The 23,711-nt window shown below is 61.3% G+C and carries 22 protein-coding genes; 14 read left to right on the forward strand and 8 right to left on the reverse strand.

All coding sequences use genetic code 11. The features are described 5' to 3' along the window. The first annotated feature begins 253 nt into the window (after window positions 1-253). The 13 genes from gyrA to crcB all read left to right on the forward strand — a co-directional run bounded on the left by gyrA (window position 254) and on the right by crcB (window position 14,519). Window positions 254-2,905, forward strand: coding sequence for a DNA gyrase subunit A (gene gyrA, locus PHW99_RS11980; protein WP_300177577.1), 2,652 nt, complete (start codon window positions 254-256; stop codon window positions 2,903-2,905). Between the two features lie 75 nt (window positions 2,906-2,980). Next, window positions 2,981-4,069, forward strand: a complete 1,089-nt coding sequence (gene serC / locus PHW99_RS11985; protein WP_300177579.1) for a 3-phosphoserine/phosphohydroxythreonine transaminase — start codon at window positions 2,981-2,983, stop codon at window positions 4,067-4,069. Window positions 4,070-4,074: 5 nt separating this feature from the next. Further along, window positions 4,075-5,172, forward strand: a complete 1,098-nt coding sequence (gene pheA / locus PHW99_RS11990) for a prephenate dehydratase (RefSeq protein ID WP_300177582.1) — start codon at window positions 4,075-4,077, stop codon at window positions 5,170-5,172. Continuing rightward, complete coding sequence (locus PHW99_RS11995; RefSeq protein ID WP_300177585.1) at window positions 5,172-6,041, forward strand: prephenate dehydrogenase/arogenate dehydrogenase family protein; 870 nt, start codon at window positions 5,172-5,174, stop codon at window positions 6,039-6,041. The genes pheA and PHW99_RS11995 overlap by 1 nt, the downstream gene beginning before the upstream one ends. 2 nt (window positions 6,042-6,043) lie before the next feature. Next, window positions 6,044-8,053 (forward strand): bifunctional 3-phosphoshikimate 1-carboxyvinyltransferase/cytidylate kinase, encoded by a 2,010-nt coding sequence (locus tag PHW99_RS12000; RefSeq protein ID WP_300177588.1) that lies wholly within the window; start codon window positions 6,044-6,046, stop codon window positions 8,051-8,053. Between the two features lie 157 nt (window positions 8,054-8,210). Beyond that, complete coding sequence (gene rpsA / locus PHW99_RS12005) at window positions 8,211-9,893, forward strand: 30S ribosomal protein S1 (protein ID WP_300177590.1); 1,683 nt, start codon at window positions 8,211-8,213, stop codon at window positions 9,891-9,893. Window positions 9,894-9,971: 78 nt separating this feature from the next. Then, a complete protein-coding gene (locus PHW99_RS12010) occupies window positions 9,972-10,283 on the forward strand; it encodes an integration host factor subunit beta (RefSeq protein ID WP_300177592.1) in 312 nt (103 codons plus the stop codon). A gap of 74 nt (window positions 10,284-10,357) precedes the next feature. After that, on the forward strand, window positions 10,358-10,669 hold the full coding sequence (locus PHW99_RS12015; protein ID WP_300177594.1) for a lipopolysaccharide assembly LapA domain-containing protein: 312 nt from the start codon (window positions 10,358-10,360) through the stop codon (window positions 10,667-10,669). Further along, complete coding sequence (lapB, locus tag PHW99_RS12020; RefSeq protein WP_300177597.1) at window positions 10,659-11,816, forward strand: lipopolysaccharide assembly protein LapB; 1,158 nt, start codon at window positions 10,659-10,661, stop codon at window positions 11,814-11,816. Before PHW99_RS12015 ends, lapB begins: the two co-directional genes overlap by 11 nt. Next, a complete protein-coding gene (rfaE1, locus tag PHW99_RS12025; protein ID WP_300177600.1) occupies window positions 11,813-12,742 on the forward strand; it encodes a D-glycero-beta-D-manno-heptose-7-phosphate kinase in 930 nt (309 codons plus the stop codon). The genes lapB and rfaE1 overlap by 4 nt, the downstream gene beginning before the upstream one ends. After that, window positions 12,739-13,758 carry an ADP-glyceromanno-heptose 6-epimerase gene (gene rfaD, locus PHW99_RS12030; RefSeq protein ID WP_300177603.1) on the forward strand — a complete coding sequence of 340 codons (1,020 nt, stop codon included), beginning with the start codon at window positions 12,739-12,741 and terminating at the stop codon, window positions 13,756-13,758. Before rfaE1 ends, rfaD begins: the two co-directional genes overlap by 4 nt. A gap of 47 nt (window positions 13,759-13,805) precedes the next feature. Beyond that, window positions 13,806-14,120: a helix-hairpin-helix domain-containing protein gene (locus PHW99_RS12035; RefSeq protein ID WP_300177604.1), complete on the forward strand. Its 315-nt coding sequence runs from the start codon at window positions 13,806-13,808 to the stop codon at window positions 14,118-14,120. Between the two features lie 15 nt (window positions 14,121-14,135). Continuing rightward, entirely contained in the window at window positions 14,136-14,519 is a 384-nt protein-coding gene (crcB, locus tag PHW99_RS12040; RefSeq protein ID WP_300177606.1) for a fluoride efflux transporter CrcB, read from the forward strand. 39 nt (window positions 14,520-14,558) lie between these two features. Here the strand turns inward: crcB and PHW99_RS12045 are convergent, their stop codons facing one another. After that, window positions 14,559-15,554: a quinone oxidoreductase gene (locus tag PHW99_RS12045; protein WP_300177608.1), complete on the reverse strand. Its 996-nt coding sequence runs from the start codon at window positions 15,552-15,554 to the stop codon at window positions 14,559-14,561. 146 nt (window positions 15,555-15,700) lie between these two features. Between PHW99_RS12045 and PHW99_RS12050 the strand changes: the two genes are divergently transcribed. Then, window positions 15,701-16,606: a DMT family transporter gene (locus PHW99_RS12050; RefSeq protein WP_300177611.1), complete on the forward strand. Its 906-nt coding sequence runs from the start codon at window positions 15,701-15,703 to the stop codon at window positions 16,604-16,606. A gap of 2 nt (window positions 16,607-16,608) precedes the next feature. On the opposite strand, the gene PHW99_RS12055 is transcribed toward PHW99_RS12050, so the two are convergent. The 7 genes from PHW99_RS12055 to PHW99_RS12085 form a co-directional block, all read right to left on the reverse strand. Further along, window positions 16,609-17,595, reverse strand: coding sequence for a Bug family tripartite tricarboxylate transporter substrate binding protein (locus tag PHW99_RS12055; RefSeq protein ID WP_300177614.1), 987 nt, complete (start codon window positions 17,593-17,595; stop codon window positions 16,609-16,611). Between the two features lie 39 nt (window positions 17,596-17,634). Further along, window positions 17,635-18,429: an SDR family oxidoreductase gene (locus PHW99_RS12060; protein WP_300177617.1), complete on the reverse strand. Its 795-nt coding sequence runs from the start codon at window positions 18,427-18,429 to the stop codon at window positions 17,635-17,637. A gap of 64 nt (window positions 18,430-18,493) precedes the next feature. Then, complete coding sequence (locus PHW99_RS12065) at window positions 18,494-19,762, reverse strand: hypothetical protein (RefSeq protein ID WP_300177620.1); 1,269 nt, start codon at window positions 19,760-19,762, stop codon at window positions 18,494-18,496. 41 nt (window positions 19,763-19,803) lie between these two features. Beyond that, on the reverse strand, window positions 19,804-20,706 hold the full coding sequence (locus tag PHW99_RS12070) for a DMT family transporter (RefSeq protein WP_300177623.1): 903 nt from the start codon (window positions 20,704-20,706) through the stop codon (window positions 19,804-19,806). Between the two features lie 2 nt (window positions 20,707-20,708). After that, window positions 20,709-22,490 (reverse strand): GspE/PulE family protein, encoded by a 1,782-nt coding sequence (locus tag PHW99_RS12075; protein ID WP_300177626.1) that lies wholly within the window; start codon window positions 22,488-22,490, stop codon window positions 20,709-20,711. After that, window positions 22,487-23,245, reverse strand: a complete 759-nt coding sequence (locus PHW99_RS12080; protein WP_300177630.1) for a spermidine synthase — start codon at window positions 23,243-23,245, stop codon at window positions 22,487-22,489. Before PHW99_RS12080 ends, PHW99_RS12075 begins: the two co-directional genes overlap by 4 nt. A 41-nt stretch (window positions 23,246-23,286) precedes the next feature. Then, window positions 23,287-23,694, reverse strand: a complete 408-nt coding sequence (locus tag PHW99_RS12085) for a CoA-binding protein (RefSeq protein WP_300177633.1) — start codon at window positions 23,692-23,694, stop codon at window positions 23,287-23,289. Window positions 23,695-23,711: the final 17 nt, after the last annotated feature.

Here is a 23,711-nt window from a genome sequence, read left to right on the forward strand (position 1 = left end):
TTTTCATGATTCTCCTAAAGGAAAAGGGCCGCAGCAGCGCGGCGTAAGTAAAACAGACGCCCAAAATGCCTATCACATCGGACGCTGAGTTGATTGTGCCACAGACAGTTTGAACAAAAAAGAGAGCCAGCCGCTTGGCTGACGATGAGACACTCGGCTGTGAAGTAATTCACAAATCCGTTGCGAGAGAGCCACAGCCCCACCGCTTAAAATCATCGAACTTCACCGAACTTGCCTCGCCTCAAGCCCTCCCATGACCCAATTCGCCAAAGAAACCTTGCCCACCAGTCTTGCGGACGAGATGCGCCGCAGCTACCTGGATTACGCCATGAGCGTGATTGTGGGGCGGGCCTTGCCCGATGCACGTGACGGTTTGAAACCCGTGCACAGACGTGTGTTATTTGCCATGCACGAACTCAACAACGACTGGAACAAGGCTTATAAGAAGTCTGCCCGTATCGTCGGCGATGTGATTGGTAAATACCACCCGCACGGCGACCAGTCGGTGTACGACACCATCGTCCGTATGGCGCAGGACTTTTCCATGCGCCACATGCTGGTAGACGGCCAGGGCAACTTCGGTTCGGTTGACGGCGACAACGCCGCTGCCATGCGTTACACCGAAATCCGCCTGGCCAAAATCGCCCATGAACTGCTGGCCGATCTGGACAAGGAAACCGTGGACTTTGGCCCCAACTACGATGGCTCGGAAAAAGAGCCGCTGGTGCTGCCAACCCGCCTGCCCAACCTGCTGGTCAACGGCTCCGGCGGTATCGCCGTGGGCATGGCCACCAACATCCCGCCCCACAACCTCAATGAGGTGGTGGATGCCTGCCTGCATTTGCTGCGCAATCCGCAGGCCTCGATTGACGAGCTGATGGAAATCATCCCGGCGCCAGACTTCCCCACTGCCGGCATCATCTACGGCATCAACGGGGTCAAGGACGGTTACCGCACGGGTCGGGGTCGCGTGGTGATGCGCGCCAAATGTCACTTTGAAGACATCGACCGGGGCCAGCGCCAAGCCATCATCGTGGACGAGCTGCCCTACCAGGTCAACAAGAAGACGCTGCAAGAGCGCATGGCCGAGCTGGTGCATGAGAAAAAGATCGAAGGTATCAGCCATATCCAGGACGAGTCAGACAAGTCCGGCATGCGCCTGGTGATCGAACTCAAACGCGGCGAAGTGCCGGAGGTGGTGCTCAACAACCTGTACAAACAGACCCAGCTGCAGGACACCTTTGGCATGAACATGGTGGCGCTGGTCAACGGCCAGCCCAAGCTGTGCAACTTGAAAGACCTGATTGAGGTCTTCCTGAACCACCGCCGCGAGGTCGTGACCCGGCGCACCGTGTTCGAGCTGCGCAAAGCACGCGAACGCGGCCATGTGCTCGAAGGTCTGGCGGTCGCGCTGGCCAACATCGACGACTTCATCCGCATCATCCGCGAGTCACCCACCCCGCCAGTGGCCAAGGCCGAGTTGATGACGCGCCCCTGGGACAGCAAGCTGGTGCGTGAAATGCTCACCCGCACCCGTGCCGACGGTGGCGTGGTCAACGCCGACGACTACCGCCCAGACGGGTTGGAGATGCAATACGGCATGGGCAAGGATGGCCTGTATCGCCTGTCTGAAACCCAGGCGCAGGAAATTCTGCAAATGCGCCTGCAACGCCTGACCGGGCTGGAACAAGACAAGATCGTTGCCGAATACAAGGAAGTCATGGCCGAGATTGACGACCTGCTCGACATTCTGGCCAAGCCGGAACGGGTGTCGGTGATCATCGGCGACGAACTCACCGCCATCAAGACCGAGTTCGGCCTGACCAAGCTGGGCACACGCCGCAGCCTGGTGGAGCATTCGTCCTTTGACCTCTCCACCGAAGACCTGATCACCCCGACCGACATGGTGGTGACACTGAGCCACAGTGGCTACATCAAGAGCCAACCTCTGAGTGAATACCGGGCACAAAAGCGTGGCGGGCGCGGCAAACAGGCCACCGCCACCAAAGAGGACGACTGGATCGACCAGCTCTTCATTGCCAACACCCACGATTACATCCTGTGCTTCTCCAACCGCGGACGCATGTACTGGCTCAAGGTCTGGGAAGTGCCGCAGGGCTCGCGCGGCTCACGGGGTCGCCCCATCGTCAACATGTTCCCGCTGGCTGAGGGTGAAAAAGTCACCGTGGTGCTGCCGCTCACCGGCGAAAAACGCACGTTCCCGGCCGATCAATACGTCTTCATGGCCACCAGCATGGGTACCGTCAAGAAAACGGCGCTGGATGAATTCAGCAACCCGCGCAAGGCCGGCATCATTGCCGTGGATCTGGACGAAGGCGACTTTTTGATCGGTGCCGCGCTGACCGATGGTCAACACGATGTGATGCTGTTCAGTGATGGTGGCAAGGCCGTGCGTTTTGACGAAAACGACGTGCGCCCGATGGGCCGCCAGGCCCGCGGCGTGCGCGGCATGATGCTGGAAGACGGCCAGAGTGTGATTGCCATGCTGGTGGCCGAGGACGAATCCCAAAGTGTGCTGACCGCCACCCAGAACGGCTACGGCAAGCGCACCAGCATCACTGAATACACCCGCCATGGCCGTGGCACCAAAGGCATGATTGCCATCCAGCAATCCGAGCGCAACGGCAAAGTGGTTGCCGCCACGCTGGTGCATGCCGATGACGAGATCATGCTGATCACCGATAAGGGGGTGCTGGTGCGCACCCGGGTCGCCGAAATCCGTGAGCTTGGCCGCGCCACCCAAGGGGTGACGCTGATCGGTCTGGATGAGGGCTCCAAACTCAGCGGCTTGCAGCGTATTGTGGAAAACGATGCAATTCCGAGCACAGAGGAACCGGCAGAGGGTGATGCTGGTCACGGCGAACCCCCTTCATCTGGCGCTTGATTGCTACATTATTAGCAGCTAAATATCCAGTTATTTAACGGGCTAGAGCCTGATTTGACATAAATTTCCTGAAAAATGCGCCCTTACAATTTTTCTGCCGGCCCGGCCGCCATGCCCGAAGATGTGCTCAAGGAAGCCGCCGCCGAGATGCTCAACTGGCACGGCAGCGGCATGGGGGTCATGGAGATGAGCCACCGCGGCAAGGAGTTTGGCCAGATTTATGCCGAAGCCGAGGCCGATCTGCGCGAATTGCTGGCCGTACCCAGCCACTTCAAACTGCTGTTCATGCAAGGCGGCGGCTTGGCAGAAAACGCCATCGTGCCGCTGAACCTGTCCCGTGGTGAAACTGCCGACTTTGTGGTCACCGGCAGCTGGAGCCAGAAATCCGCCCAGGAAGCAGCTCGCTACTGCACCACACACGAAGCCGCCAACACCAAAGCCGGTGGCTTCACCACCTTGGTCGCGCCAAGCAACTGGCAACTCAGCGCCAAGCCGGCCTATGTCCATATCTGCAGCAACGAAACCATCAACGGCGTGGAGTTCCATGAACTGCCCGACCTGAAGGCGCTGGGTTGTGACGCGCCGCTGGTGATTGACTTCTCGTCCCACGTGGCCTCGCGCCCGGTGGACTGGACCCGTGTCGGGCTGGCATTTGGCGGCGCGCAAAAAAACCTCGGCCCGGCTGGCTTGACCCTGGTGGCGGTGCGCGAAGATCTGCTGGACCGCGCCCTGCCGATCTGCCCCAGCGCCTTCACCTACAAAACCGTGGCAGACAACCAGTCCATGTTCAACACCCCGCCAACCTATTCAATCTACATCGCCGGGCTGGTCTTCAAGTGGCTCAAGCGCCAGGGTGGTATCGCCGCCATGGAGGCGCGTAATCTGGCCAAGGCCAGCTTGCTTTACGAGGCCATCGACAACTCATCACTCTATGTCAATCGCGTCGACAAAAGCTGCCGCTCACGCATGAACGTGCCGTTTTACCTGCGTGATGAACGTCTGAACGAGGATTTTCTGACCGGCGCCCGTAGCCGCAACTTGTTGCAGCTCAAGGGTCACAAGTCGGTCGGAGGCATGCGCGCCAGCATTTACAACGCCATACCCATCGAAGGCGTGCAGGCGCTGGTGGACTACCTGCGCGATTTTGAACAAACCCGGGCCTGAACACCATGACCACCCCCACCCAGTCAGAAGCCCTTGGTGCTCTGCGCGTGCAGATTGACTCGATTGATCAGCAGCTGCTGTCCTTACTCAACCAGCGTGCCCGGGTGGCCGAGCAGGTTGGCGACATCAAGCGCCAGGAAGGCTCACCTTTTTTTCGACCGGACCGGGTTGCCCAGGTCATTGAAAAAATTCTCGGCGCCAACCAGGGCCCCCTGCAGAACCAGCACGTCGCAGCCATCTGGCGCGAAATCATGTCCGCCTGTCTGGCCCTGGAAGCGCCACAACGCGTGGCAGTACTGGGGCCCCAGGGCACCTTCTGCGAACAGGCCGCCATCGAATTTTTCGGCAGCGCCGCCAACCTGATCTACTGCGCCAACTTCGATGAGGTGTTTCACGCCACAGCTGCCGGCACGGCCCAGTACGGCGTGGTCGGCATGGAAAACTCCAGCGAAGGCGTGGTGGCCCGCTCCCTGGACCTGTTCCTGCGCTCACCCGTGCACGTGGTGGGTGAAGTCAGCCTGCTGGTGCGCCACAACCTGCTGCGTCAGGTGAATTCACTCGACGACATTGAAGTCGTCATGGCCCACCCCCAGGCGCTGGCCCAATGCCAGGGCTGGCTGACCCAGCACCTGCCCAATGCCGAACGCCGTGCTGTCTCCAGCAACGCTGAGGGCGCCCGGCTGGCCGCCACCAACCCGGCCTGGGCGGGCCTGGCCAGCGAACGTGCCGCAGCTCAATTCGGATTGCACATCGTGGCTCATGCCATTCAGGACGAAGCCTACAACCGCACCCGCTTTGCCATCATCTGCCTGCCCCAGACCCTGGCCATGCCCCCGGCCTCCGGTCGGGACTGCACCAGCCTGGTGGTCTCGGTACCCAACCGGCCGGGTGCGGTGCATGACCTGCTGGTGCCGCTGAAAAACAACGGGGTCTCGATGACCCGCTTCGAGTCCCGCCCGGCAAAATCCGGGCAGTGGGAATACTATTTCTACATCGATATCGCTGGCCATCCGTCACAACCCAATGTCGCCGCTGCACTCAAGGAATTGCAGGGACTGTGTGCGTTCTACAAGGTCCTGGGTGCCTACCCAGTCAACGAATGATGTTCGAACAACTTGGCCTGATCGGCTGCGGTCTCATGGGGGGCTCGTTCGCGCTGGCGCTCAAGCGCGCCGGACTGGTCAGGCGCGTGGTGGGCTACAGCAAATCACCCTCCACCACCGAACGTGCCCGCCAACTGGGTGTGATTGATGTCGAAGCGCCGTCAGCGCTGCTGGCCGTCTCCGGTGCTGACATCGTGCTGGTGGCAGTGCCGGTGGCAGCCTCTGAGGCCACCTTCAAATCCATCCGTCACATGGTGTCGCCACAGATGTTGATCATGGATGTGGGCTCCACCAAAAGTGACGTGGTCGAAGCTGCACAGCGCGGCCTGCGCGAACAGGTGGGCTCGTTTGTGCCCGCTCATCCGATTGCTGGCAAGGAACTCGCCGGAGTGGACAATGCCGATGCCGACCTCTACACCGGCAAACAGGTCATCCTGACCCCCACCAAACAAACTCTGGTGGCCCAGCTGCGCAAGGCCATGGAGGTGTGGGCGGCTATCGGCTGCCAGGTCGTGCAAATGCCACCAGAGTCGCACGACGCGGCGTTCGCAGCCGTCAGCCACCTGCCGCACATGCTGGCGTTTGCGCTGATGAACTCGGTCCGCAGCCAGTCCAGGGGGACTGAATATCTGGGCCTGGCCGGCCCCGGTTTCCGCGATTTCACCCGCATTGCTGCCAGCGAACCCAAAGTCTGGCGTGACATTCTGCTGGCCAACCGCACCGAGCTGCTGACCCAAAGCCAGCTGTTTCGCGACCAACTCCAGGCTTTTGAAGCCGCCATGCAAGGCAACGATCCACAAGCTCTGGAAGACCTGATCACCCAAGCCAGCACCGCCCGCACAAACTGGCGCATGACCCAACTCCGCTGACCATGTTTTCCATTCCTTTTCTCGATCTTCCGGCGCTCCAGACTGCGGGCGGCGTCATCACCCTGCCGGGATCCAAAAGCATCTCCAACCGGGTGCTGCTGCTGGCCGCCTTGAGCCGGGGCAGTACCACCGTGCACGACCTGCTGGACTCGGATGACACCCGGGTCATGCTCGACGCCCTGCGCGCGCTGGGCTGTGGCGTCCAGCAAAGCGGCAGCACCGTGGTGGTCAACGGATTGGGCGGTGAACCCATCCGACGGCAGGCCAGCCTCTTCATGGGCAATGCCGGAACAGCCATCCGGCCGCTCACTGCAGCGCTGGCGGTGATGGGCGGCGATTTTGAGTTGCGTGGTATTGCCCGCATGCACGAGCGCCCCATTGGCGATCTGGTCGATGCGCTGCGTCAGTTGGGCTGCCAGATCGACTACCTGGAAAAACCCGGTTACCCGCCCTTGCGCATCGGCCAGCCTGCCTTGAGTCTGGCCGCACCGATTCAGGTGCGTGGTGATGTCTCCAGCCAGTTTCTGACAGCGCTGCTGATGGCTTTGCCACTGGTGGCTGAAAAAGCGGTGGTGATTGAAGTGGTCGGCGAACTGATTTCGCGCCCCTACATCGAAATCACACTGAACCTGCTGGCGCGTTTTGGTGTGCAGGTGCAACGTGACGGCTGGCAACGCTTCACCATTCCTGCCGGCAGCCAGATCCGTTCCCCCGGGGAAATCCATGTCGAAGCCGACGCCTCATCTGCTAGCTATTTTATAGCGCTCGGCGCAATTTCCGAGCGGGCTGAGGGTGAAAAAGGCATCAGAATTCAGGGCGTTGGCGCAGCCTCCATTCAAGGCGACATCCGTTTTGTGGAAGCCGCCCAAGCGATGGGCGCCCATGTCACCAGTGGCCCCAACTGGCTGGAAATTTCACGTGGTGAACCTGGCAAGGGCTGGCCGCTCAAAGCCATTGACCTGGACTGCAACCACATTCCCGATGCCGCCATGACGCTGGCTGTGATGGCTCTCTACGCCCAGGGCACCACCACCTTGCGCAACATCGCCAGCTGGCGGGTCAAGGAAACCGACCGCATTGTGGCCATGGCCTGTGAACTGCGCAAACTCGGGGCCAGCGTGGAAGAAGGCCCGGACTTCATCCGCATCACCCCGCCAGCCACCACGGCAGACTGGAAAGCCGCCAGTATTCATACCTATGACGATCACCGGGTGGCCATGTGTTTTTCGCTGGCGGCCTTCAACCCGGCACAACTTCCGGTACGCATTGTTGACCCCAAATGTGTTGCCAAGACCTTTCCAGACTATTTTGAGGCCCTGCTGTCGCTGGTCCAAACCGATCCCAAACACATCCCGGTGATTTGTGTGGACGGTCCCACGGCCTCGGGCAAGGGCACGCTGGCGGCGGAAGTGGCCCAGCGTCTGGGCTACCACATGCTCGACTCCGGCGCGCTGTACCGCATCGCGGCGCTGGCGGCGACTCGCGCCCACCTGCCACTGGACGCCAGTGCCGAACCCACGCTGGCCGGACTGGCGCAGGAACTCTGCATCCAGTTTGCCGGTGATCGCGTGCGACTGGACGGTGAAGATGTCACGGCAGCCATTCGTACCGAGGAAGTCGGCATGAACGCCTCCAAAATCTCTGCCCTGCCCCAGGTACGCGCAGCCCTGGTGGACTTGCAGCACGGTTTTCGCCAACTGCCGGGGCTGGTGGCTGACGGACGCGACATGGGCACTGTGATCTTCCCGGATGCCAGACTCAAGGTATTTCTGACAGCCAGCGCCCAGCAGCGTGCACAAAGGCGTCACAAGCAATTGATTTCAAAGGGCATTTCGACTACACTTGCCGGTCTTTGCGCCGATCTGGAAGCGCGCGACGCCCGGGACTCGTCCCGCAGCGCCTCGCCTTTGGTACCAGCGCAAGACGCTTTGCAACTGGACAACTCGGATCTCTCGATTGAAAAATCCGTTGACCTGGTGTTGAACTGGTGGCAAGGCAAACAGCCCTTCTGATGATTTTGAAGAGCTGACAAGCGCAAGGGTTGATGCCTTTGCACCGGCCCTCATTCGTCCTCTCGCGCTGCACTGGCGCACTGCGAATGAGGTTCACAAAACTGAACCTCACGGGTGAAACCGTGAATTTAACCTGCGGCTTGCGCCGCATCAAAACATGTCTGAATCTTTTGCCGCCCTGTTTGAAGAGTCCCTGCAACGCACAGAAATGCGCCCAGGCGAAGTGATCACCGCTGAAGTTGTTCGTATTGAGCACAACTTTGTGGTCGTGAACGCTGGTCTGAAGTCTGAAGCCTATGTGCCGCTGGAAGAGTTCAAGAACGATCAGGGCGAAACCGAAGTGCAAGTCGGCGACTTCGTCTCCGTGGCCATCGGCTCCATCGAAAACGGCTACGGCGACACCATCCTGTCGCGCGACACCGCCAAGCGTCTGGCTTCCTGGATGAGCCTGGAAAAAGCCCTGGAAACCGGCGAATTTGTCACTGGCACCACCAGCGGCAAGGTCAAGGGTGGTTTGACCGTCTTGGTCAACGGCATCCGCGCCTTCCTGCCCGGTTCCCTGGTGGACACCCGTCCGACCAAAGATCTGTCTCCGTACGAAAACAAGACCCTGGAATTCAAGGTCATCAAGCTCGACCGCAAGCGCAACAACGTGGTGCTGAGCCGCCGCGCCGTGGTGGAAGCCTCCATGGGTGAAGAGCGCTCCAAGCTGATGAACACCCTCAAAGAGGGCGCGATCGTTCAGGGCGTGGTCAAGAACATCACCGAATACGGCGCGTTTGTGGACCTGGGCGGCATCGACGGCCTGCTGCACATCACCGACATGGCATGGCGCCGTGTCCGTCACCCCTCTGAAGTGGTGACCGCTGGTCAGGAAATCACCGCCAAGATCCTGAAGTTCGACACCGAAAAGAACCGTGTCTCGCTGGGTCTGAAGCAAATGGGCGACGATCCCTGGATGGGCGTCAACCGCCGCTACCCACAAGGCACCCGCATGTTCGGCAAGATCACCAACATCGCCGACTACGGTGCGTTTGTGGAACTGGAACCCGGCATCGAAGGCCTGGTTCACGTGTCCGAAATGGACTGGACCAACAAGAATGTGGCGCCTTCCAAGATCGTGTCGCTGGGCGACGAAGTCGAAGTCATGGTTCTCGAAATCGACGAAGACAAGCGCCGTATTTCCCTGGGCATGAAGCAATGCAAGGCCAACCCTTGGCAGGAATTTGCGCAAAACACCAAGCGTGGTGACCGCGTCAAGGGCCCGATCAAATCCATCACCGACTTCGGTGTGTTCGTCGGCTTGGCTGCCGGCATCGACGGCCTGGTTCACCTGTCCGACCTGTCCTGGAACGAGCCGGGCGAAGCCGCTGTGCGTGAATACAAGAAGGGTCAGGAAGTCGAAGCCATCGTGTTGGCCGTTGACGTGGACCGCGAACGCATCTCCTTGGGCATCAAGCAGCTCGACTCCGACCCCTTCACCACCTTCTCGTCGATCAACGACAAGGGTTCCGTGGTGACTGGCAAGGTCAAGACCGTGGATGCCAAGGGCGCTGAAATTGACCTCGGCGAAGACATCATCGGCTACCTGCGCGCCAGCGAAATCTCCCGCGACCGCGTGGAAGATGCCCGCAACGTGCTCAAGGAAGGTGACGAAGTCACCGCTGTGGTGGTCAATGTGGATCGCAAGACCCGCAACATCCAGTTGTCGATCAAGGCCAAGGATGCCGCAGACCAAAGCGAAGCCATGGCAACACTGAGCCAGCAATCCGCTCGCGAAAACGCTGGCACCACCAGCCTGGGCGCCCTGCTGCGTGCCAAGTTGGACAACAATAACTAATTCGTTATTGCCCACTGAACTGACGACCGGCTGCCTGCGTGCACCGGTCGTTTTTTTCTTCGTATCCCACCCCAAACCATGACCCGTTCCGACCTCGTTGAAGAACTTGCAGCACGTTTCAGTCAGCTGACTCAGCGTGATGCCGAGTTTGCTGTCAAAGCGATCCTGGACGCCATGAATGACGCCCTGGTCCGGGGACACCGCATCGAGATCCGTGGTTTTGGCAGTTTTTCCGTCAACTATCGCCCTCCTCGCATGGGTCGCAACCCACGCAGTGGTGAGAGTGTGGCCATTCCTGAAAAGCGTGTTCCACACTTCAAGCCGGGTAAAGCCTTGCGCGAAGCCGTCGACCAACGAACAGCCCAGCTGGAACAGACCCACCGGTCTTGACACAGCGCTGATACCCTCCTGATACTTGTCCACCAAGGTGAGCGCTAAAATTTCGACCACTTTGGGACATACCGATGCATAACATTCTGTGGTTGCTTAAGTGGGTGCTTAAGGCAACCATTTTTTTTACCCTGTTTGCCTTCGCGCTGAACAACCAGCAGGACACAACAGTTCATTTTTTCTTTGGTAACCAATGGCAGGCGCCACAGGTGCTGGTCGTCCTCACCGCTTTTGCCACCGGGGTTGCTGTGGGTGTGCTGGGGATGGTGCCTTGGTGGTGGAGGCAACGCCGTCACGCCCAGGCTGCCCAAGCATCGACTACACCGACCGTCGCAACACCAGCCACGTCCCAGGCTTCCGTGCCCGCCTACGCCGATGGAATTTGATCTGGGCTGGATCCTGCTGGGACTGCCACTGGCCTTTGTGTTGGGCTGGCTGGCCTCGCGTTTTGATTTGCGCCAGATCCGCCTGGAAAATCGGCAAGCCCCCAAGGCCTATTTCAAGGGTCTGAACTACCTGCTCAATGAGCAACAGGATCAGGCCATCGATGCCTTCATTGAAGCGGTCCAGAACGACCCCGACACCTCCGAGCTGCACTTTGCGCTGGGCAACCTGTTCCGGCGCCGCGGTGAGTATGAACGCGCTGTGCGGGTGCACGAACACCTGCTTTCACGCGCCGACCTCAGCCAGGTTGACCGGCATCGTGCCCAACACGCGCTGGCCCTTGATTACCTCAAGGCCGGTCTGCTGGACCGGGCGGAAGCCGCCTTGATCAAACTCGAAAACACCGCGTTTGAAACCGAAGCCCGCCTGGCCTTGCTGGCCAACTACGAACGTAGCCGCGACTGGGCGCTGGCCGCTGAAGTGGCCAACAAGCTCGAACGTGCCGCGCAAGGCAGCTTTGGCCACCGGCTGGCACATTACCTGTGTGAACAGGCGGCAGATGACGTCACCCATGACCGTGTGGAGCGTGCCTGCCAGCGCCTGCAGGAGGCCATGGTCCATGCCCCCGACGCGGCCCGCCCGCGCCTGGCACTGGCACAAATATATGCCAATACAGGGCAACTTTCTCTGGCACACCAGACACTGATGGATGCGCTGGAGAGTTCACCCAATGCCGTTGGACTGATTGCCGGCCCGTTGGCAGACATCGCTGTGCGCCTTGGTGAGGTGGCCCCGACGTTGGCGCGCCTGCAAGAACTTTATGCAGAAAGCCCGTCACTGGATGTGCTCGATGCCATCGTGACACTGTCAGTCAACACGCCTGATGGCAGCAACAGCCAGCGTGACTGGTATGCCCGCCATCTGGAGCGCGAACCCTCCCTGGTGGCGGCCACACGCTGGATCGCCCAGGAAAAGTTTGAACACGAGCAGTTTCATCCGCAGGTGCAACGTGCGCTGGACCATGCCGTCAAGCCGCTGTTGCGTTACCGTTGTGCAGCATGTGGGTTTGAGGCCACTCAACATTTCTGGCAATGCCCTGGCTGCCAGACCTGGGACAGTTATCCCGCCCGGCGGGTTGAAGAACTATGACCATCTCCAAAGAAAAACTCAGCCAGGCCCGCGTTCTGGTGGTGGGCGACGTGATGCTGGATCGTTATTGGTACGGTGCAGTGGACCGCATCAGCCCCGAAGCGCCGGTGCCAGTGGTGCGCATCACGCGCGAAGAAGAGCGCAACGGCGGCGCCGCCAATGTGGCGTATAACCTGATTACCCTCGGTGCCCAATCGTCCCTGCTGACCGTGGTGGGAGAAGACGAGGCCAGTCACAAGCTTGAAGCCCTGGTGGCCAACACTGGCATACAAACCCACTTCGGACGTGATGCTGACCTCCAGACCACTGTCAAGCTGCGGGTGATTGGCCGTCAGCAACAACTGCTGCGTGTCGATTTTGAGAACACCCCCAAAACCGAAGTCCTGGCCTCTCAAACGGCCACCTTCAACACACTCCTGCCCAGCCATCACGCGGTGCTGTTTTCTGACTATGGCAAGGGTGGGCTGGCCCACGTCAGCGACATGATTGCGCACGCACGCGCTGCCGGCAAACCCATCCTGATCGACCCCAAAGGCAGCGATTATTCGCGCTACCGGGGCGCCACCATCATCACCCCCAACCGCGCTGAACTGCAACAGGTCGTGGGTGCCTGGCACAGCGAAACCGATTTGCAGAACAAAGCCCAGGCGCTGCGTCAACAACTCGACTTGCAAGCCGTTTTGCTCACCCGCAGCGAGGAAGGCATGACCCTGTTTGACACGGAAGGTCAAGTCAGCGTCAGTGCCCAGGCCCGCGAGGTGTTTGACGTTACCGGTGCTGGCGACACAGTGATTGCCACCATGGCCGCGCTGGTGGCGGCCGGCCTGAGTCTGCGTGAGGCCTTGCCGCTGGCGAACCGGGCCGGCGGTCTGGTGGTTGGCAAATTTGGCACCGCCACCGTTTCTTATGAGGAGTTGTTTGCATGACCCGTATTGTTGTGACTGGCGCCGCCGGTTTCATTGGCAGTAACCTGATCAAAGGGCTCAACACACGCGGCCTGACGAACATCATCGCCGTGGACGACCTCACCCAAGGTGACAAATTCCGCAATCTGGCCGACCTGCAGATTGCCGACTATGTGGATGCCGACGACTTTTACAACGCTTTTGCAGGCGGAGCCTATGGGCAGGTTGAAGCCGTTTTCCATGAAGGTGCCTGCAGCGACACCATGGAGATGAACGGCAAATACATGATGCAAAACAACTTTGCGACTTCGGTCCAGTTGTATCAGGCCTGTCAGAAACGCGGCGCCCGGCTGTTGTATGCCTCCAGTGCCGCCACCTACGGCGGCTCGGACACTTTCCGCGAGGAACCCGCGTTTGAACACCCGCTCAATGTCTACGGCTACTCCAAACTGCTGTTTGACCAGCGTATGCGGCGTGAATGCGGCTTGGACTTCCAGCGCGCCATGGTCGGCAAGACCATGCAGGTGGTGGGCTTCCGTTACTTCAACGTGTATGGCCCGCGGGAACAACACAAGGGCCGCATGGCCAGCGTGGCGTTTCACCAATTCAACCAGTTCCGCGCCGAAGGCAAAGTCAAACTTTTTGGTGACTACGGTGGTTATGGGCCAGGCGCCCAAATGCGTGACTTCGTGTTCATTGACGACGTCGTCGCCGTGAACCTGTGGTTCTATGACCACCCCGGCATTTCAGGCATCTTCAATCTCGGTACCGGTCGCGCCCAGCCGTTCAATGATGTCGCCAGTTCAGTGGTCAACAGCCTGCGTCAGCTCGACCATCTGCCGCCGCTGCGGCTGGACGAACTCAGCGCGGCTGGTTTGCTCGAATACGTCCCGTTCCCGGACGCCTTGCGCGGCAAATACCAGTGTTACACCCAGGCGGACCTGAGCGCCCTGCGCGCCACCGGTTGTGATCACACCTTTGCGGACGTTCAAACCGGCGTGGCGCAATACGTCAGCTGGCTGGCCCGGCAGGGTTGAACACACAGCGGACACATCAAACCAAATCACTTCAAGGGCGTGTTGGCATGCTGAAAAAACTCTTTGTCATTCTGAGCTGGCTGTCTGCAAGCGCGTGTTTTGCAGCGCTGGACATCAACCAGGCCACCGAAGCCGAGCTCGACAGCGTCAAGGGCATTGGCCCGGGGACCTCCAACAGAATTCTCGAAGAGCGCCAAAAGGGCCACTTCAAGGACTGGAAAGACTTCATCACCCGGGTTAAAGGTATCGGCAAAGGCAATGCCGCCCGCTTTTCAGCAGAAGGTGTGACGGTCAATGGCCAACCGTATGCAACCGGTTCTACACCCGCTGCCACCCCCCGGGACCCGAAGAAAACGCCGTAAGCAGGACACCCCACCATGCAGTCCGTTGCAGCCATTTGTATCGGCGCCTGCCTCGGTGCGCTGGCCCGCTGGGGACTGGGGCTCTGGCTCAACCCGGGTGCGCTGATTCCCTATGGCACACTGGCCGCCAACCTGATAGGTGGCTACCTGATTGGCGTGGCGGTGGCGCTGTTCCAGGCGCTGCCCCATCTGGACCCGGTCTGGCGTCTGGCCATCATCACCGGGTTTCTGGGTGCCCTCACCACCTTTTCAAGTTTTTCAGCCGAGGTGATCGGCATGCTGGGCCAGCAGCGTTATCTGCTGGCCTTTGGCACGGCGGCCCTGCACCTCTTTGGCTCCCTGCTGCTGACGCTGGCAGGGATCAAAACCGTGGCCTGGACCATCACCGCCAACGCCTGAGACGCCCCCTAGCGGCGGACTGGCGCGCACCCGACGCGGCTACAGCGTCAGGACGCTGCAGCCGGTGGTCAGGCGTGCCTCCAGGTCGCGATGCGCCTGCTGCACATCTTCGAGCCGGTAACGCTGGTCAATATGAATCCTGACCTGGCCACCGGTCACCACACCAAACAAATCGTCCGCCATGGACTGGGTATTTTCCCGGGTCGCAATATGGGTAAACAGGGTCTGGCGAGTCACGTACAGCGAGCCCTTTGTGCCCAGCAAACCCGGGGCAAACGGCGCCACCGGACCCGAGGCATTGCCAAAACTGGCCATCAGGCCAAATGGGGCCAAGCAATCCAGCGACTTGTCCCAGGTATCCTTGCCAACCGAGTCATACACCACCTTGACCCCCCTGCCACCGGTGATGTCCTTCACCCTGGCCGCAAAATCCTCACGGCTGTAGTTGATGACAAATGCCGCGCCGTTGGCCTTGGCCAGCGCACATTTGGCGTCCGAACCGGCCGTCCCGATCAGCTGCAAGCCCATGGCCCTGGCCCACTGGCAGGCAATCAGCCCGACCCCGCCGGCAGCCGCATGGAACAGCACAAAGTCGCCCGGCTGCAAGCCACCCTGAGGTTGCGTGCGCTTGAGCAGGTATTGGGCGGTCAGGCCCTTGAGCATCATCGCCGCACCGGTTTCGAATGAAATGGCATCGGGCAGGCGGCAAACACACTTGGCCGGCATCACGCGCAGGTCACAGTAGCTGCCTGGCGGCTGACTGGCATACGCCACCCGATCACCCGGCTGCAGGTGCGTCACGCCCTCACCCACCGCTTCCACCACACCGGCAGCCTCCATACCCAGCTGCAACGGCATGGTCATGGGGTACAAGCCGCTACGCTGATAGACATCAATGAAGTTCAAACCGACCGCATGATGGCGGATGCGAACCTCGCCTGGGCCAGGTTCACCGACAGTCACCTGCACCAGCTTGAGCTGTTCTGGGCCGCCATGTTGGTCAATACGAATCGCACGGGATGTTTGCAAGGTCATGGGAAAAGTCCGGTAAAAGCGAAGGGACGCCATGTTGCCACGAAATGGTGTCCCCGTTATTCCTGCGAGAATGAACCGCTTTTGATGTCATGGTCACGCCGACCATCTGGACCCCAAACCCTGCCGGCCACACTGGCAGAACCCCCATGCACCACACCCGAGTTACCCCGACGGCCGCCTTGCTGCTGGTCATTCCACCGCTGTTATGGGCCGCCAATGCCGTGGTTGGACGGCTGGTATCCGCCATGGTCTCGCCGATGACCCTGAACCTGCTGCGCTGGAGCATTGCCTTTGTCCTGCTGCTGCCGCTGGCCGCCCCCGTGCTGCACCCCGGCAGCGCCCTGTGGCCCAGCTGGCGACGTTTCATGGGACTGTCCCTGCTGGCCATTGGTGGCTACAACGCCCTGCTCTACCTGGCGCTCAACACCTCGACGCCGATCAACGTCACGCTGGTCGGCTCCATCACCCCGGTCTGGATGCTGCTGATTGGTCGGCTGTTTTTTGGCAAACCCATTTCACCGCGCCAATGGCTGGGCGCAGCCATGTCCATCCTTGGCGTGATGCTGGTGCTCAGTCGGGGACAACTCGACGTGCTGCTGCAGGTGCGGCTGGTGCCAGGTGATCTCTACATCCTGATGGCTTCTGCCGCCTGGGCCTACTACAGCTGGATGCTGGTTCACCCCACCTCCGAGCCCAGCAGCATCCGCAGCAACTGGTCGGCTTTCCTGATGGCCCAGATTGCCCTGGGCTTGGTCTGGTCAGCGCTGTTTGCCGGCGGTGAATGGGCACTGGGCCTGGGCCGGTTCACGCCCAGCTGGCCGCTGGCCGCGGCGCTGCTGTTCATCGCCCTGGGTCCAGCCTTGCTGGCCTACCGGGCCTGGGGCGCTGGCGTGTCCCGCGCCGGGCCGTCGGTGGCCGGCTTTTTCATCAACCTGACACCGCTGTTCACCGCGGTACTGTCAGGCCTGTTTCTGGGTGAAACACCACATGGCTACCACGCACTGGCCTTCGCGCTGATCGTGGGCGGCATTGTGGTGTCGTCACGCCGTTGAACTCACTGGGGCTTGAAACCGCTGTCCTTGATGATGCGGGCCCAGGTCTGGGCATAGGCGTGCTCGCGGCTACCCAACTGCTGCTGCGTCATGTAACCCACGGTCAGGCCCATGGCGCTCAAACGGTCACGCACCTCGGGCAGCGCCACCACTTTGGCTACCGCTGCCGACAGTTTGTCGACGGTGGCTTGTGGTGTGCCCTTGGGGGCAAAAATGCCGTAATACGGCACGTCTTCAAACCCGGCCAGCCCCAGCTCGGCAAAGGTCGGCACATCCGGCAAGGCGGCCTGGCGTTTGTCACCCAGTACCGCCACCATGCGAATCTTGCCGGCTTTCTGGTTTTCAATGAAATCCGGCACCGAACCAACCCCGGCGTGAATCTGGTTACCCAGCATGTCGGCCATCATGGGGGCGCTGCCACGGTACGGGGCAGACTGCAAGTCCAGCTTGTATTTCTGGCCAATCACCTTGACCAGAAACTCCGGCACCGAAGCCGGTGCGGGCACACCCACAGTGTCTTTGCCCGCCCCCTGCTTCTGCACCCAGGCCACGTATTCGGCCATGCTCTTGGCAGGCGTGCCGCCTGACACCGCCAGACCGTTGACAAAAGTGGCAAAACCAGCCACCGGCACAAAGTCCCTGGCCGAGTCATAACCGGGGTTTTTCACCACCAGCGGCAGGATCGAGATGGTGTGGTCATGCGACAAAAACAGCGTATTGCCGTCTGGCGCAGCGGCTTTGAGCGCCTGGGCGGCAATCTGGCCACCGGCACCAGCCTTGTTGTCCACCACCACGGGCACCGCCAGCGGGTCCTTGAGCTTATCGGCCAGGATACGGGCGATCGCATCCGTCCCGCCACCGGGTGGAAAACCCACCATCAACTTGATCGGACCAGTCTGAGCCTGTGCCAGACCGGCGGCCAGCAGCCCACCAGCCACCAGGGTCTGCGCCATGCGCTGAACCCAGCGTCGTGCTTGAAATTGAACCATCGTGAATCTCCTGTTTAAAAAAAGTGACGCCCAAGGCGTTCAGAAAGTACCGGGATAAGCCCCACCATCGGCCAGCACATTCTGGCCATTGATGTAACCCGCCTGCTGGCTGCACAAAAAAGCGCAGATGGCGCCAAACTCGTCGGGTGTACCAAAACGCCTGGCCGGGATGGTGTTGCGCCGCGCCGCCGCCACGATGTCCAGCGCCTGCCCGGTCTTGTCCGCCGCGCCCTGCAGCACGGCCTGCAGACGATCGGTCTCAAAAGCACCGGGCAGCAGGTTGTTGATGGTGACACCGCTGGCGGCCAGGCTGCTGCGCGCCAAACCGGCGACAAAGCCGGTCAAACCACTGCGCGCGCCGTTGGACAGGCCCAGCACATCGATCGGCGCCTTGACCGCGCTGGAAGTGATGTTGACGATGCGACCAAAGCCGCGCGCAGCCATGCCGTCCACCGTCGCCTTGATGAGTTCGATCGGCGTGAGCATGTTGGCCTCCACCGCACGGATCCAGTCCTCGCGGTCAAACTGGCGAAAGTCGCCGGTGGGCGGCCCACCCGCGTTGGTCACCACAATGTCAAAGTCCCGGCGCTGGGCAAACACCGCCGCCCGGCCCGCCTCTGTGGTGATATCTGCAGCAACAAATTGCACACTAGCCCGCGTATTACCTTGACTTTTAGCTATCAATTCTGAAGCAGATGAAGACAAAGCTTCCAGCCCACGTGCCACCATCAGCACATGCACACCTTCGGCTGCCAACGCTTTGGCACAGCCCAGACCCAGCCCTTTGCTGGCGCCACACACCAGCGCCCATTTACCGGAAATTCCCAGATCCATCGTCATCACCCCCGTTTGATTGAACGTCGAGCGGACCAGCCGCTCAGCTGATCCGTCCCCCTGCCTATTTCACCACCTCGCAGTCGGCCCCCGGCATGGCCTTCAAGACCGCCTGCGCCAGCTCCTGGGACTTGCCATGCACGTTCCCCGGCGCGTCAAAACCGGGCTCGTTGCCCTGGCTCGGAAAATTGCGCCCGGCCACAATGTGCAGCGGATCGGCATCGTCGCCAAAAATGGCCTTGTAACGACTGATCACGCGGTACCCCAGACTGTCGGCCTGACTGTAGATGATCCGGTTGCGGGCGCTCCAGCCCGCTGCCTGGCTGGCAATGGTGGCGCCGATGTCCACCCAGAAGTAGCTGGCATTCGGCGCAATGGCCTTGAGCTGCTGCAGCAGCACCCGCTGGCTGTCCGCAAACGAGATTTCTGACTGGTTGGTGCCCAGCGCAATGATGATGATGTCGGCGTCGGCAATGAAATTCCGATCCTGCGCCACACTCTCCAGCGCGGTTTTCTTGATCTGCAAGCCTGGCGCGGTGATCGAGCGTCCGACGTCATAACTGATCTTGACGCTGCCGCCCAGGCGGTGCCCCAGACTGGCCTCCAGCCGCACACTGTGCAGGCCGTAGGCAATCGAGTCCCCCAGCACATACACCGACAGCGGCTGCTTGCGCCCACACCACTGCTCGCTGCCGACGGCCTGCAGGATCGCGCTGGACAGGGCGCCGTCAAAACCATGCACATTGCCCGGGCCACCATAACCTTCTTCGGTGTTCCAACCCGGGAAATTCTGCCCCGGCACGATCGCCAGCGGGTCGGCGGTGGGGCCAAAAATGGCCTTGTAGCGGCTGATGACACGGTAACCCAGGACACCAGCATTGTCGTAAATCACCTTGTTGCGCTGGTTCCAGCCCGGCACCTGAGGGGCAATGGTCGCCCCGATGTCGACCCAGAAATAGCGGGCCTGTGGCGCGATCTCGTGCAAGCGCTGCATCAATTCACGCTGGCTGGCCTCGAACGACGCTTCAATCTGGCTCATCCCCAGCACGATCACGATCACCCCCGCCTTGGCGATGAAGGCACGATCTGCCGCCACACTTTGCAAGGCACTTTGTTTGATCTGCTTACCCGGCGTGGTGATGGAGCGGCCAGCGTCATAACTGATGCGCGCCGGACCACCCAGGCGCTCCTGCAGCTTGGCCTCCAGCCCGTCCAGCGCCAGACCATACCCGATGGAGTCGGCCAGCACGTAGGCTGACTGTGGCGCCGGTTTGACCGCTGCCGCCCACACCCCCCAAGACGGCAGCCACCACAACACGGCCAACACCAACATCCATCGCCTTGCGCCCCCCCACATGCTTGCCTCCCGCTTCTTCATCGGCTGCGCATGAACACAAAAATGCCCAGCAGCACCATCACCGTGCCAGCCGCCACCCAGGTGGTGAACGGCTCCCCCAAAATCAGCGCCCCCATCAGAATGGTGGACATCGGCCCCACCATGCCGGTCTGGGCCGTCAGCGAGGCCCCGATGCGCTCAATGGCCATCATCACCATCAGGACCGGTGCGGCGGTGCACAGGGTGGCGTTCAACACCGACAGCCAGATCACCTCTGGCGCCACCAGCGCCGCGCTGAACGGGCGCAGCAGCACAAACTGCCCGACACACAGCAGACAGGCCACCAGGGTCGCCAGGCCCACCAGCCGCAGCGACCCCAGCCGTTTGACCAGTTCACCGCTGAAACTGAGGTAGAAAGCGTAACTGACCGCACTCAGAAACACCAGCAGCGCACCCCACGCGGCCTCAGCCCCTTCAAGCTTGATCTCGTGCCCAAACACCATCAACACACCACCATAACTGATGGCCATGCCCAGCGCCTGCCAACGCTGGATATGCCGCTGATGCAGCAACAACCCCAGCAGCAGAACCAGCGTCGGGTTGAGGTACAAAATCAGCCGTTCCAGCGAGGCGCTGATGTAACTCAGGCCGGCAAAGTCCAGAAAACTCGCCAGGTAGTAACCCGTGAACCCCAGCCCGATGACCCCCGCCCAGTCTCGGCGCGACAGCGCCGGCTGGCCCCGGCTCGCCCACCACGCCATCACGGCAAAAATCGGCAGCGCAAACAACATCCGGTACATGATCAGGGTCACTGCATCCACCCCATGGCGGTAAGCCAGCTTGACAATGATCGCCTTGCCACTGAATGCCATCGCCCCCACGGTTGCCAGGGCGAGCCCCTGGGCACGCCGCGCCGTCAACTGTGCGTCCCCCGTGGTCATGCTCAGTTCAAGGCCGGTGTGCTGGAGAGCACTTCATCCAACACGGTCACCCCTTCGGCCACGCGCAAGGCCCCAGCCAGACGCAACGGACGCATGCCGTCAACCACCGCCTGACGCTTGAGGGCATCGCTGTTGGGTTCACGGGTGATCTGGCTCTTGAACGCCTCGGACACCACCAGCAGTTCATACAGGCCGGTGCGCCCCTGGAAGCCGGTCATGCGGCAATCGACACAACCCACCGGCTTGAAGGGTTTGTAGCCACCGCTGAGTTGCCAGGGCTTCACCGCCTCGGCCAGCACCTCGCGGGTCGCCACCGTGTCCGGCTGTTTGCATTGCGGGCACAGGGTGCGCACCAGCCGCTGCGCCAGCACCCCCAGCAGCGTGGCGCTGATCAGGTACGACGGCACACCCAGCTCCAGCAGGCGGGTGACCGCCGACGGCGCGTCATTGGTATGCAAGGTGGAAAACACCAAGTGCCCGGTGAGCGCCGCCTGCACCGCCATCTCGGCGGTGGCCTGGTCGCGAATTTCGCCCACCATGATGATGTCGGGGTCTTGCCGCATCAGGGCGCGCAAACCTTCGGGAAAGCCAAAGTCAAGCTGTGGCTGCACCTGGGTCTGGTTGAAGGCCGGCTCGATCATTTCGATCGGGTCTTCCACCGTGCTGACGTTGACCTCTTCAGTGGCCACCCGTTTCAACGTGGAATACAGCGTGGTGGTCTTGCCCGAGCCGGTTGGGCCGGTGACCAGGATGATGCCGTTGGGACGCTTGACCAGCGCCTCCCAGCGCTGGGCATCGTGCGCCGAAAAACCCAGCGCATCCAGGTCCTTGACGGTGGTCTCGGGGTCAAAAATCCGCATCACCATTTTTTCGCCAAAAGCGGTCGGCAGGGTGGATATCCGCATCTCGACCTCATCCCCCCCCGGATTGCGGGTCTTGATCCGGCCGTCCTGCGGCCGACGCTTTTCCACCACGTCCATGCGCCCCAACAGCTTGATCCGCGCCGTCATGGCAGTCAGCACCCCCATCGGCATCTGGTACACCGGGTGCAATACACCATCAATGCGGAAGCGGATCACGCCCTGCTCGCGGCGCGGCTCCAGATGGATGTCGCTGGCACGCTGGTCAAAGGCATATTGCCACAGCCAGTCCACCACCTGCACCACACTCTGGTCATTGGCATCAAGCTGCCTGTTGCTCTTGCCCAGTTCGACCAGTTGCTCAAAACTGGAGCCGGCGTTGTTGCCAGCCTTGGCCGCTGCCCGCACCGACTTGGCCAGGGCAAAAAACTCTGCCGTGTAGCGCTGAATGTCCTGCGGGTTGGCCACCACCCGGCGCACACTGCGGCGTGACTGACGCTCCACCTCGGCCACCCAGTCGGTCAGGAACGGCTCGGCCGAGGCCACCACCACCTCGCGGGCCGTCACCTGCACCGGCAAAATCTTGTGCCGCTCAGCGTAGGCTGGGCTCATGGTGTCAGCCACCTTGCCCACATCGACCTTGAGCGGGTCAATCCGCAGATAAGTCAGCCCGGCATGCCCGGCCAGCCACTGGGTCAGGGCCTCAATGTCCATCGGCTTGTCGTCGCTGGCGCGGCGCACCGCCACACTGGCCAGGCGCACCAGCGGGTGCTGGGCACTCTCGGCCTGGGCGCAACGGGTATGGATCCGCTGCGCCTCCTGCGCCGCGATCACCCCATCACCCTGCAGCCATTGCACCAGCTGGCGCCAGTCCAGCGGGCCACCCGCAGCCGCTGCACGCGCGTGATGATTGCCCGGACTCATGACAACATGGGCTTGAACACCCGCACCCATTTGGTGGCGGGCAGGCCCCACAAGTTTTCGATGACGCTGGCACGCGCCATCAGCGCCTCACGCTTGGGCCGACTGGGGGTGTGCTGGGCCAACACCACGGTATTGCCCTCGCGCGTGGGTTTGAAGGCCCACACCGCCTCCTTGCCAAAAGCAGCCGAGATTTTCTCAACGCTGCGCTCAAAACTGGAGGCCCGGCCAAACAGGTTCACCGTCATGCAGCCCTCGGGGGTCAGCAAACGGCGGCAGTGGTTGTAAAACGGCAGGCTGTCAAGCACCGGCGCGGCAGCCTCATGGTCATACAGATCCACCTGCAAGGCGTCCACCGTACCCCACCATTTGGCGTTCTGGATTTCCTGCGCGGCGTCGGCCAGCACCACCCGCAAGCGGGCGTTGTCGGCGGGCAGCTTGAACCAGCCGCGGCAGGCCACCAGCACCTGCGGGTTGAGTTCGATGGTGGTGGTGTCCATGTGCAGTTCCTTGGCGCAGAACTTGGTCAATGAACCAGCGCCCAGGCCCAGCTGCATGGCCCGCCGGTCCTTGACCGAACTGGGCTCCACAAACAGCAACCAGCCCATCATGCGCTGCACATATTCGTGAACCAGTCCGACGGAATCGTCCAGGTACATCGAGCCCTGAATCCATTCAGTGCCCAGATGCAGGTGACGGACCGGGCCGTCGTCGGAAAAATTGACTTCAGGGAGTTTGGGGGTACGTTTTTTCAAGATGGGGGGATTATCCCCAATCATCCGGCCACCTCTTGCCCCCCTCACGCCAGCCGCTGGCGGGCGTGTTCCACCTTCAGGCAATGGTCCTGCACCGCCACCATGCCGGCGCCGCGGGCCCGTGCCAGCGCGGCGTCATGCACGATGCCAAGCTGCAACCACAGTGCCTGCAAACCCAGCGCCAGCGCCTCATCCACCACCGGCGGCACATCTTCGCTGTTGCGAAACACATCGACCAGGTCCAGCGCCTCATGACGCGCCGCCTCGGTGAGGCTGGCATAGACCTTCTCGCCGAGGATGCTCTCGCCGCTGGCAGCGGCCACCGGGTTGACCGGCACGATGCGCCAGCCCTGCGCCTGCAGGTACTGGCTGACCCGGTAACTCTCGCGGTGCGCCTTGGGGGACAACCCCACCACCGCGACGGTGCGGCAATGGCGCAGAATGTGGCTGATGGCTTGCTGCTCTGTCA

Source organism: Rhodoferax sp., assembly GCF_028689305.1.
Classification (GTDB): Bacteria; Pseudomonadota; Gammaproteobacteria; order Burkholderiales; family Burkholderiaceae_C; genus Rhodoferax.

What these genes read in the sequence shown, in the direction of transcription:
- gyrA (WP_300177577.1), top strand. Translation starts at nt 254, where the DNA reads ATGACCCAATTCGCCAAAGAAACCTTGCCCACCAGTCTTGCGGACGAG.
- serC (WP_300177579.1), top strand. Translation starts at nt 2,981, where the DNA reads ATGCGCCCTTACAATTTTTCTGCCGGCCCGGCCGCCATGCCCGAAGAT.
- pheA (WP_300177582.1), top strand. Translation starts at nt 4,075, where the DNA reads ATGACCACCCCCACCCAGTCAGAAGCCCTTGGTGCTCTGCGCGTGCAG.
- PHW99_RS11995 (WP_300177585.1), top strand. Translation starts at nt 5,172, where the DNA reads ATGTTCGAACAACTTGGCCTGATCGGCTGCGGTCTCATGGGGGGCTCG.
- PHW99_RS12000 (WP_300177588.1), top strand. Translation starts at nt 6,044, where the DNA reads ATGTTTTCCATTCCTTTTCTCGATCTTCCGGCGCTCCAGACTGCGGGC.
- rpsA (WP_300177590.1), top strand. Translation starts at nt 8,211, where the DNA reads ATGTCTGAATCTTTTGCCGCCCTGTTTGAAGAGTCCCTGCAACGCACA.
- PHW99_RS12010 (WP_300177592.1), top strand. Translation starts at nt 9,972, where the DNA reads ATGACCCGTTCCGACCTCGTTGAAGAACTTGCAGCACGTTTCAGTCAG.
- PHW99_RS12015 (WP_300177594.1), top strand. Translation starts at nt 10,358, where the DNA reads ATGCATAACATTCTGTGGTTGCTTAAGTGGGTGCTTAAGGCAACCATT.
- lapB (WP_300177597.1), top strand. Translation starts at nt 10,659, where the DNA reads ATGGAATTTGATCTGGGCTGGATCCTGCTGGGACTGCCACTGGCCTTT.
- rfaE1 (WP_300177600.1), top strand. Translation starts at nt 11,813, where the DNA reads ATGACCATCTCCAAAGAAAAACTCAGCCAGGCCCGCGTTCTGGTGGTG.
- rfaD (WP_300177603.1), top strand. Translation starts at nt 12,739, where the DNA reads ATGACCCGTATTGTTGTGACTGGCGCCGCCGGTTTCATTGGCAGTAAC.
- PHW99_RS12035 (WP_300177604.1), top strand. Translation starts at nt 13,806, where the DNA reads ATGCTGAAAAAACTCTTTGTCATTCTGAGCTGGCTGTCTGCAAGCGCG.
- crcB (WP_300177606.1), top strand. Translation starts at nt 14,136, where the DNA reads ATGCAGTCCGTTGCAGCCATTTGTATCGGCGCCTGCCTCGGTGCGCTG.
- PHW99_RS12045 (WP_300177608.1), bottom strand. Translation starts at nt 15,554, where the DNA reads ATGACCTTGCAAACATCCCGTGCGATTCGTATTGACCAACATGGCGGC.
- PHW99_RS12050 (WP_300177611.1), top strand. Translation starts at nt 15,701, where the DNA reads ATGCACCACACCCGAGTTACCCCGACGGCCGCCTTGCTGCTGGTCATT.
- PHW99_RS12055 (WP_300177614.1), bottom strand. Translation starts at nt 17,595, where the DNA reads ATGGTTCAATTTCAAGCACGACGCTGGGTTCAGCGCATGGCGCAGACC.
- PHW99_RS12060 (WP_300177617.1), bottom strand. Translation starts at nt 18,429, where the DNA reads ATGGATCTGGGAATTTCCGGTAAATGGGCGCTGGTGTGTGGCGCCAGC.
- PHW99_RS12065 (WP_300177620.1), bottom strand. Translation starts at nt 19,762, where the DNA reads ATGTTGGTGTTGGCCGTGTTGTGGTGGCTGCCGTCTTGGGGGGTGTGG.
- PHW99_RS12070 (WP_300177623.1), bottom strand. Translation starts at nt 20,706, where the DNA reads ATGACCACGGGGGACGCACAGTTGACGGCGCGGCGTGCCCAGGGGCTC.
- PHW99_RS12075 (WP_300177626.1), bottom strand. Translation starts at nt 22,490, where the DNA reads ATGAGTCCGGGCAATCATCACGCGCGTGCAGCGGCTGCGGGTGGCCCG.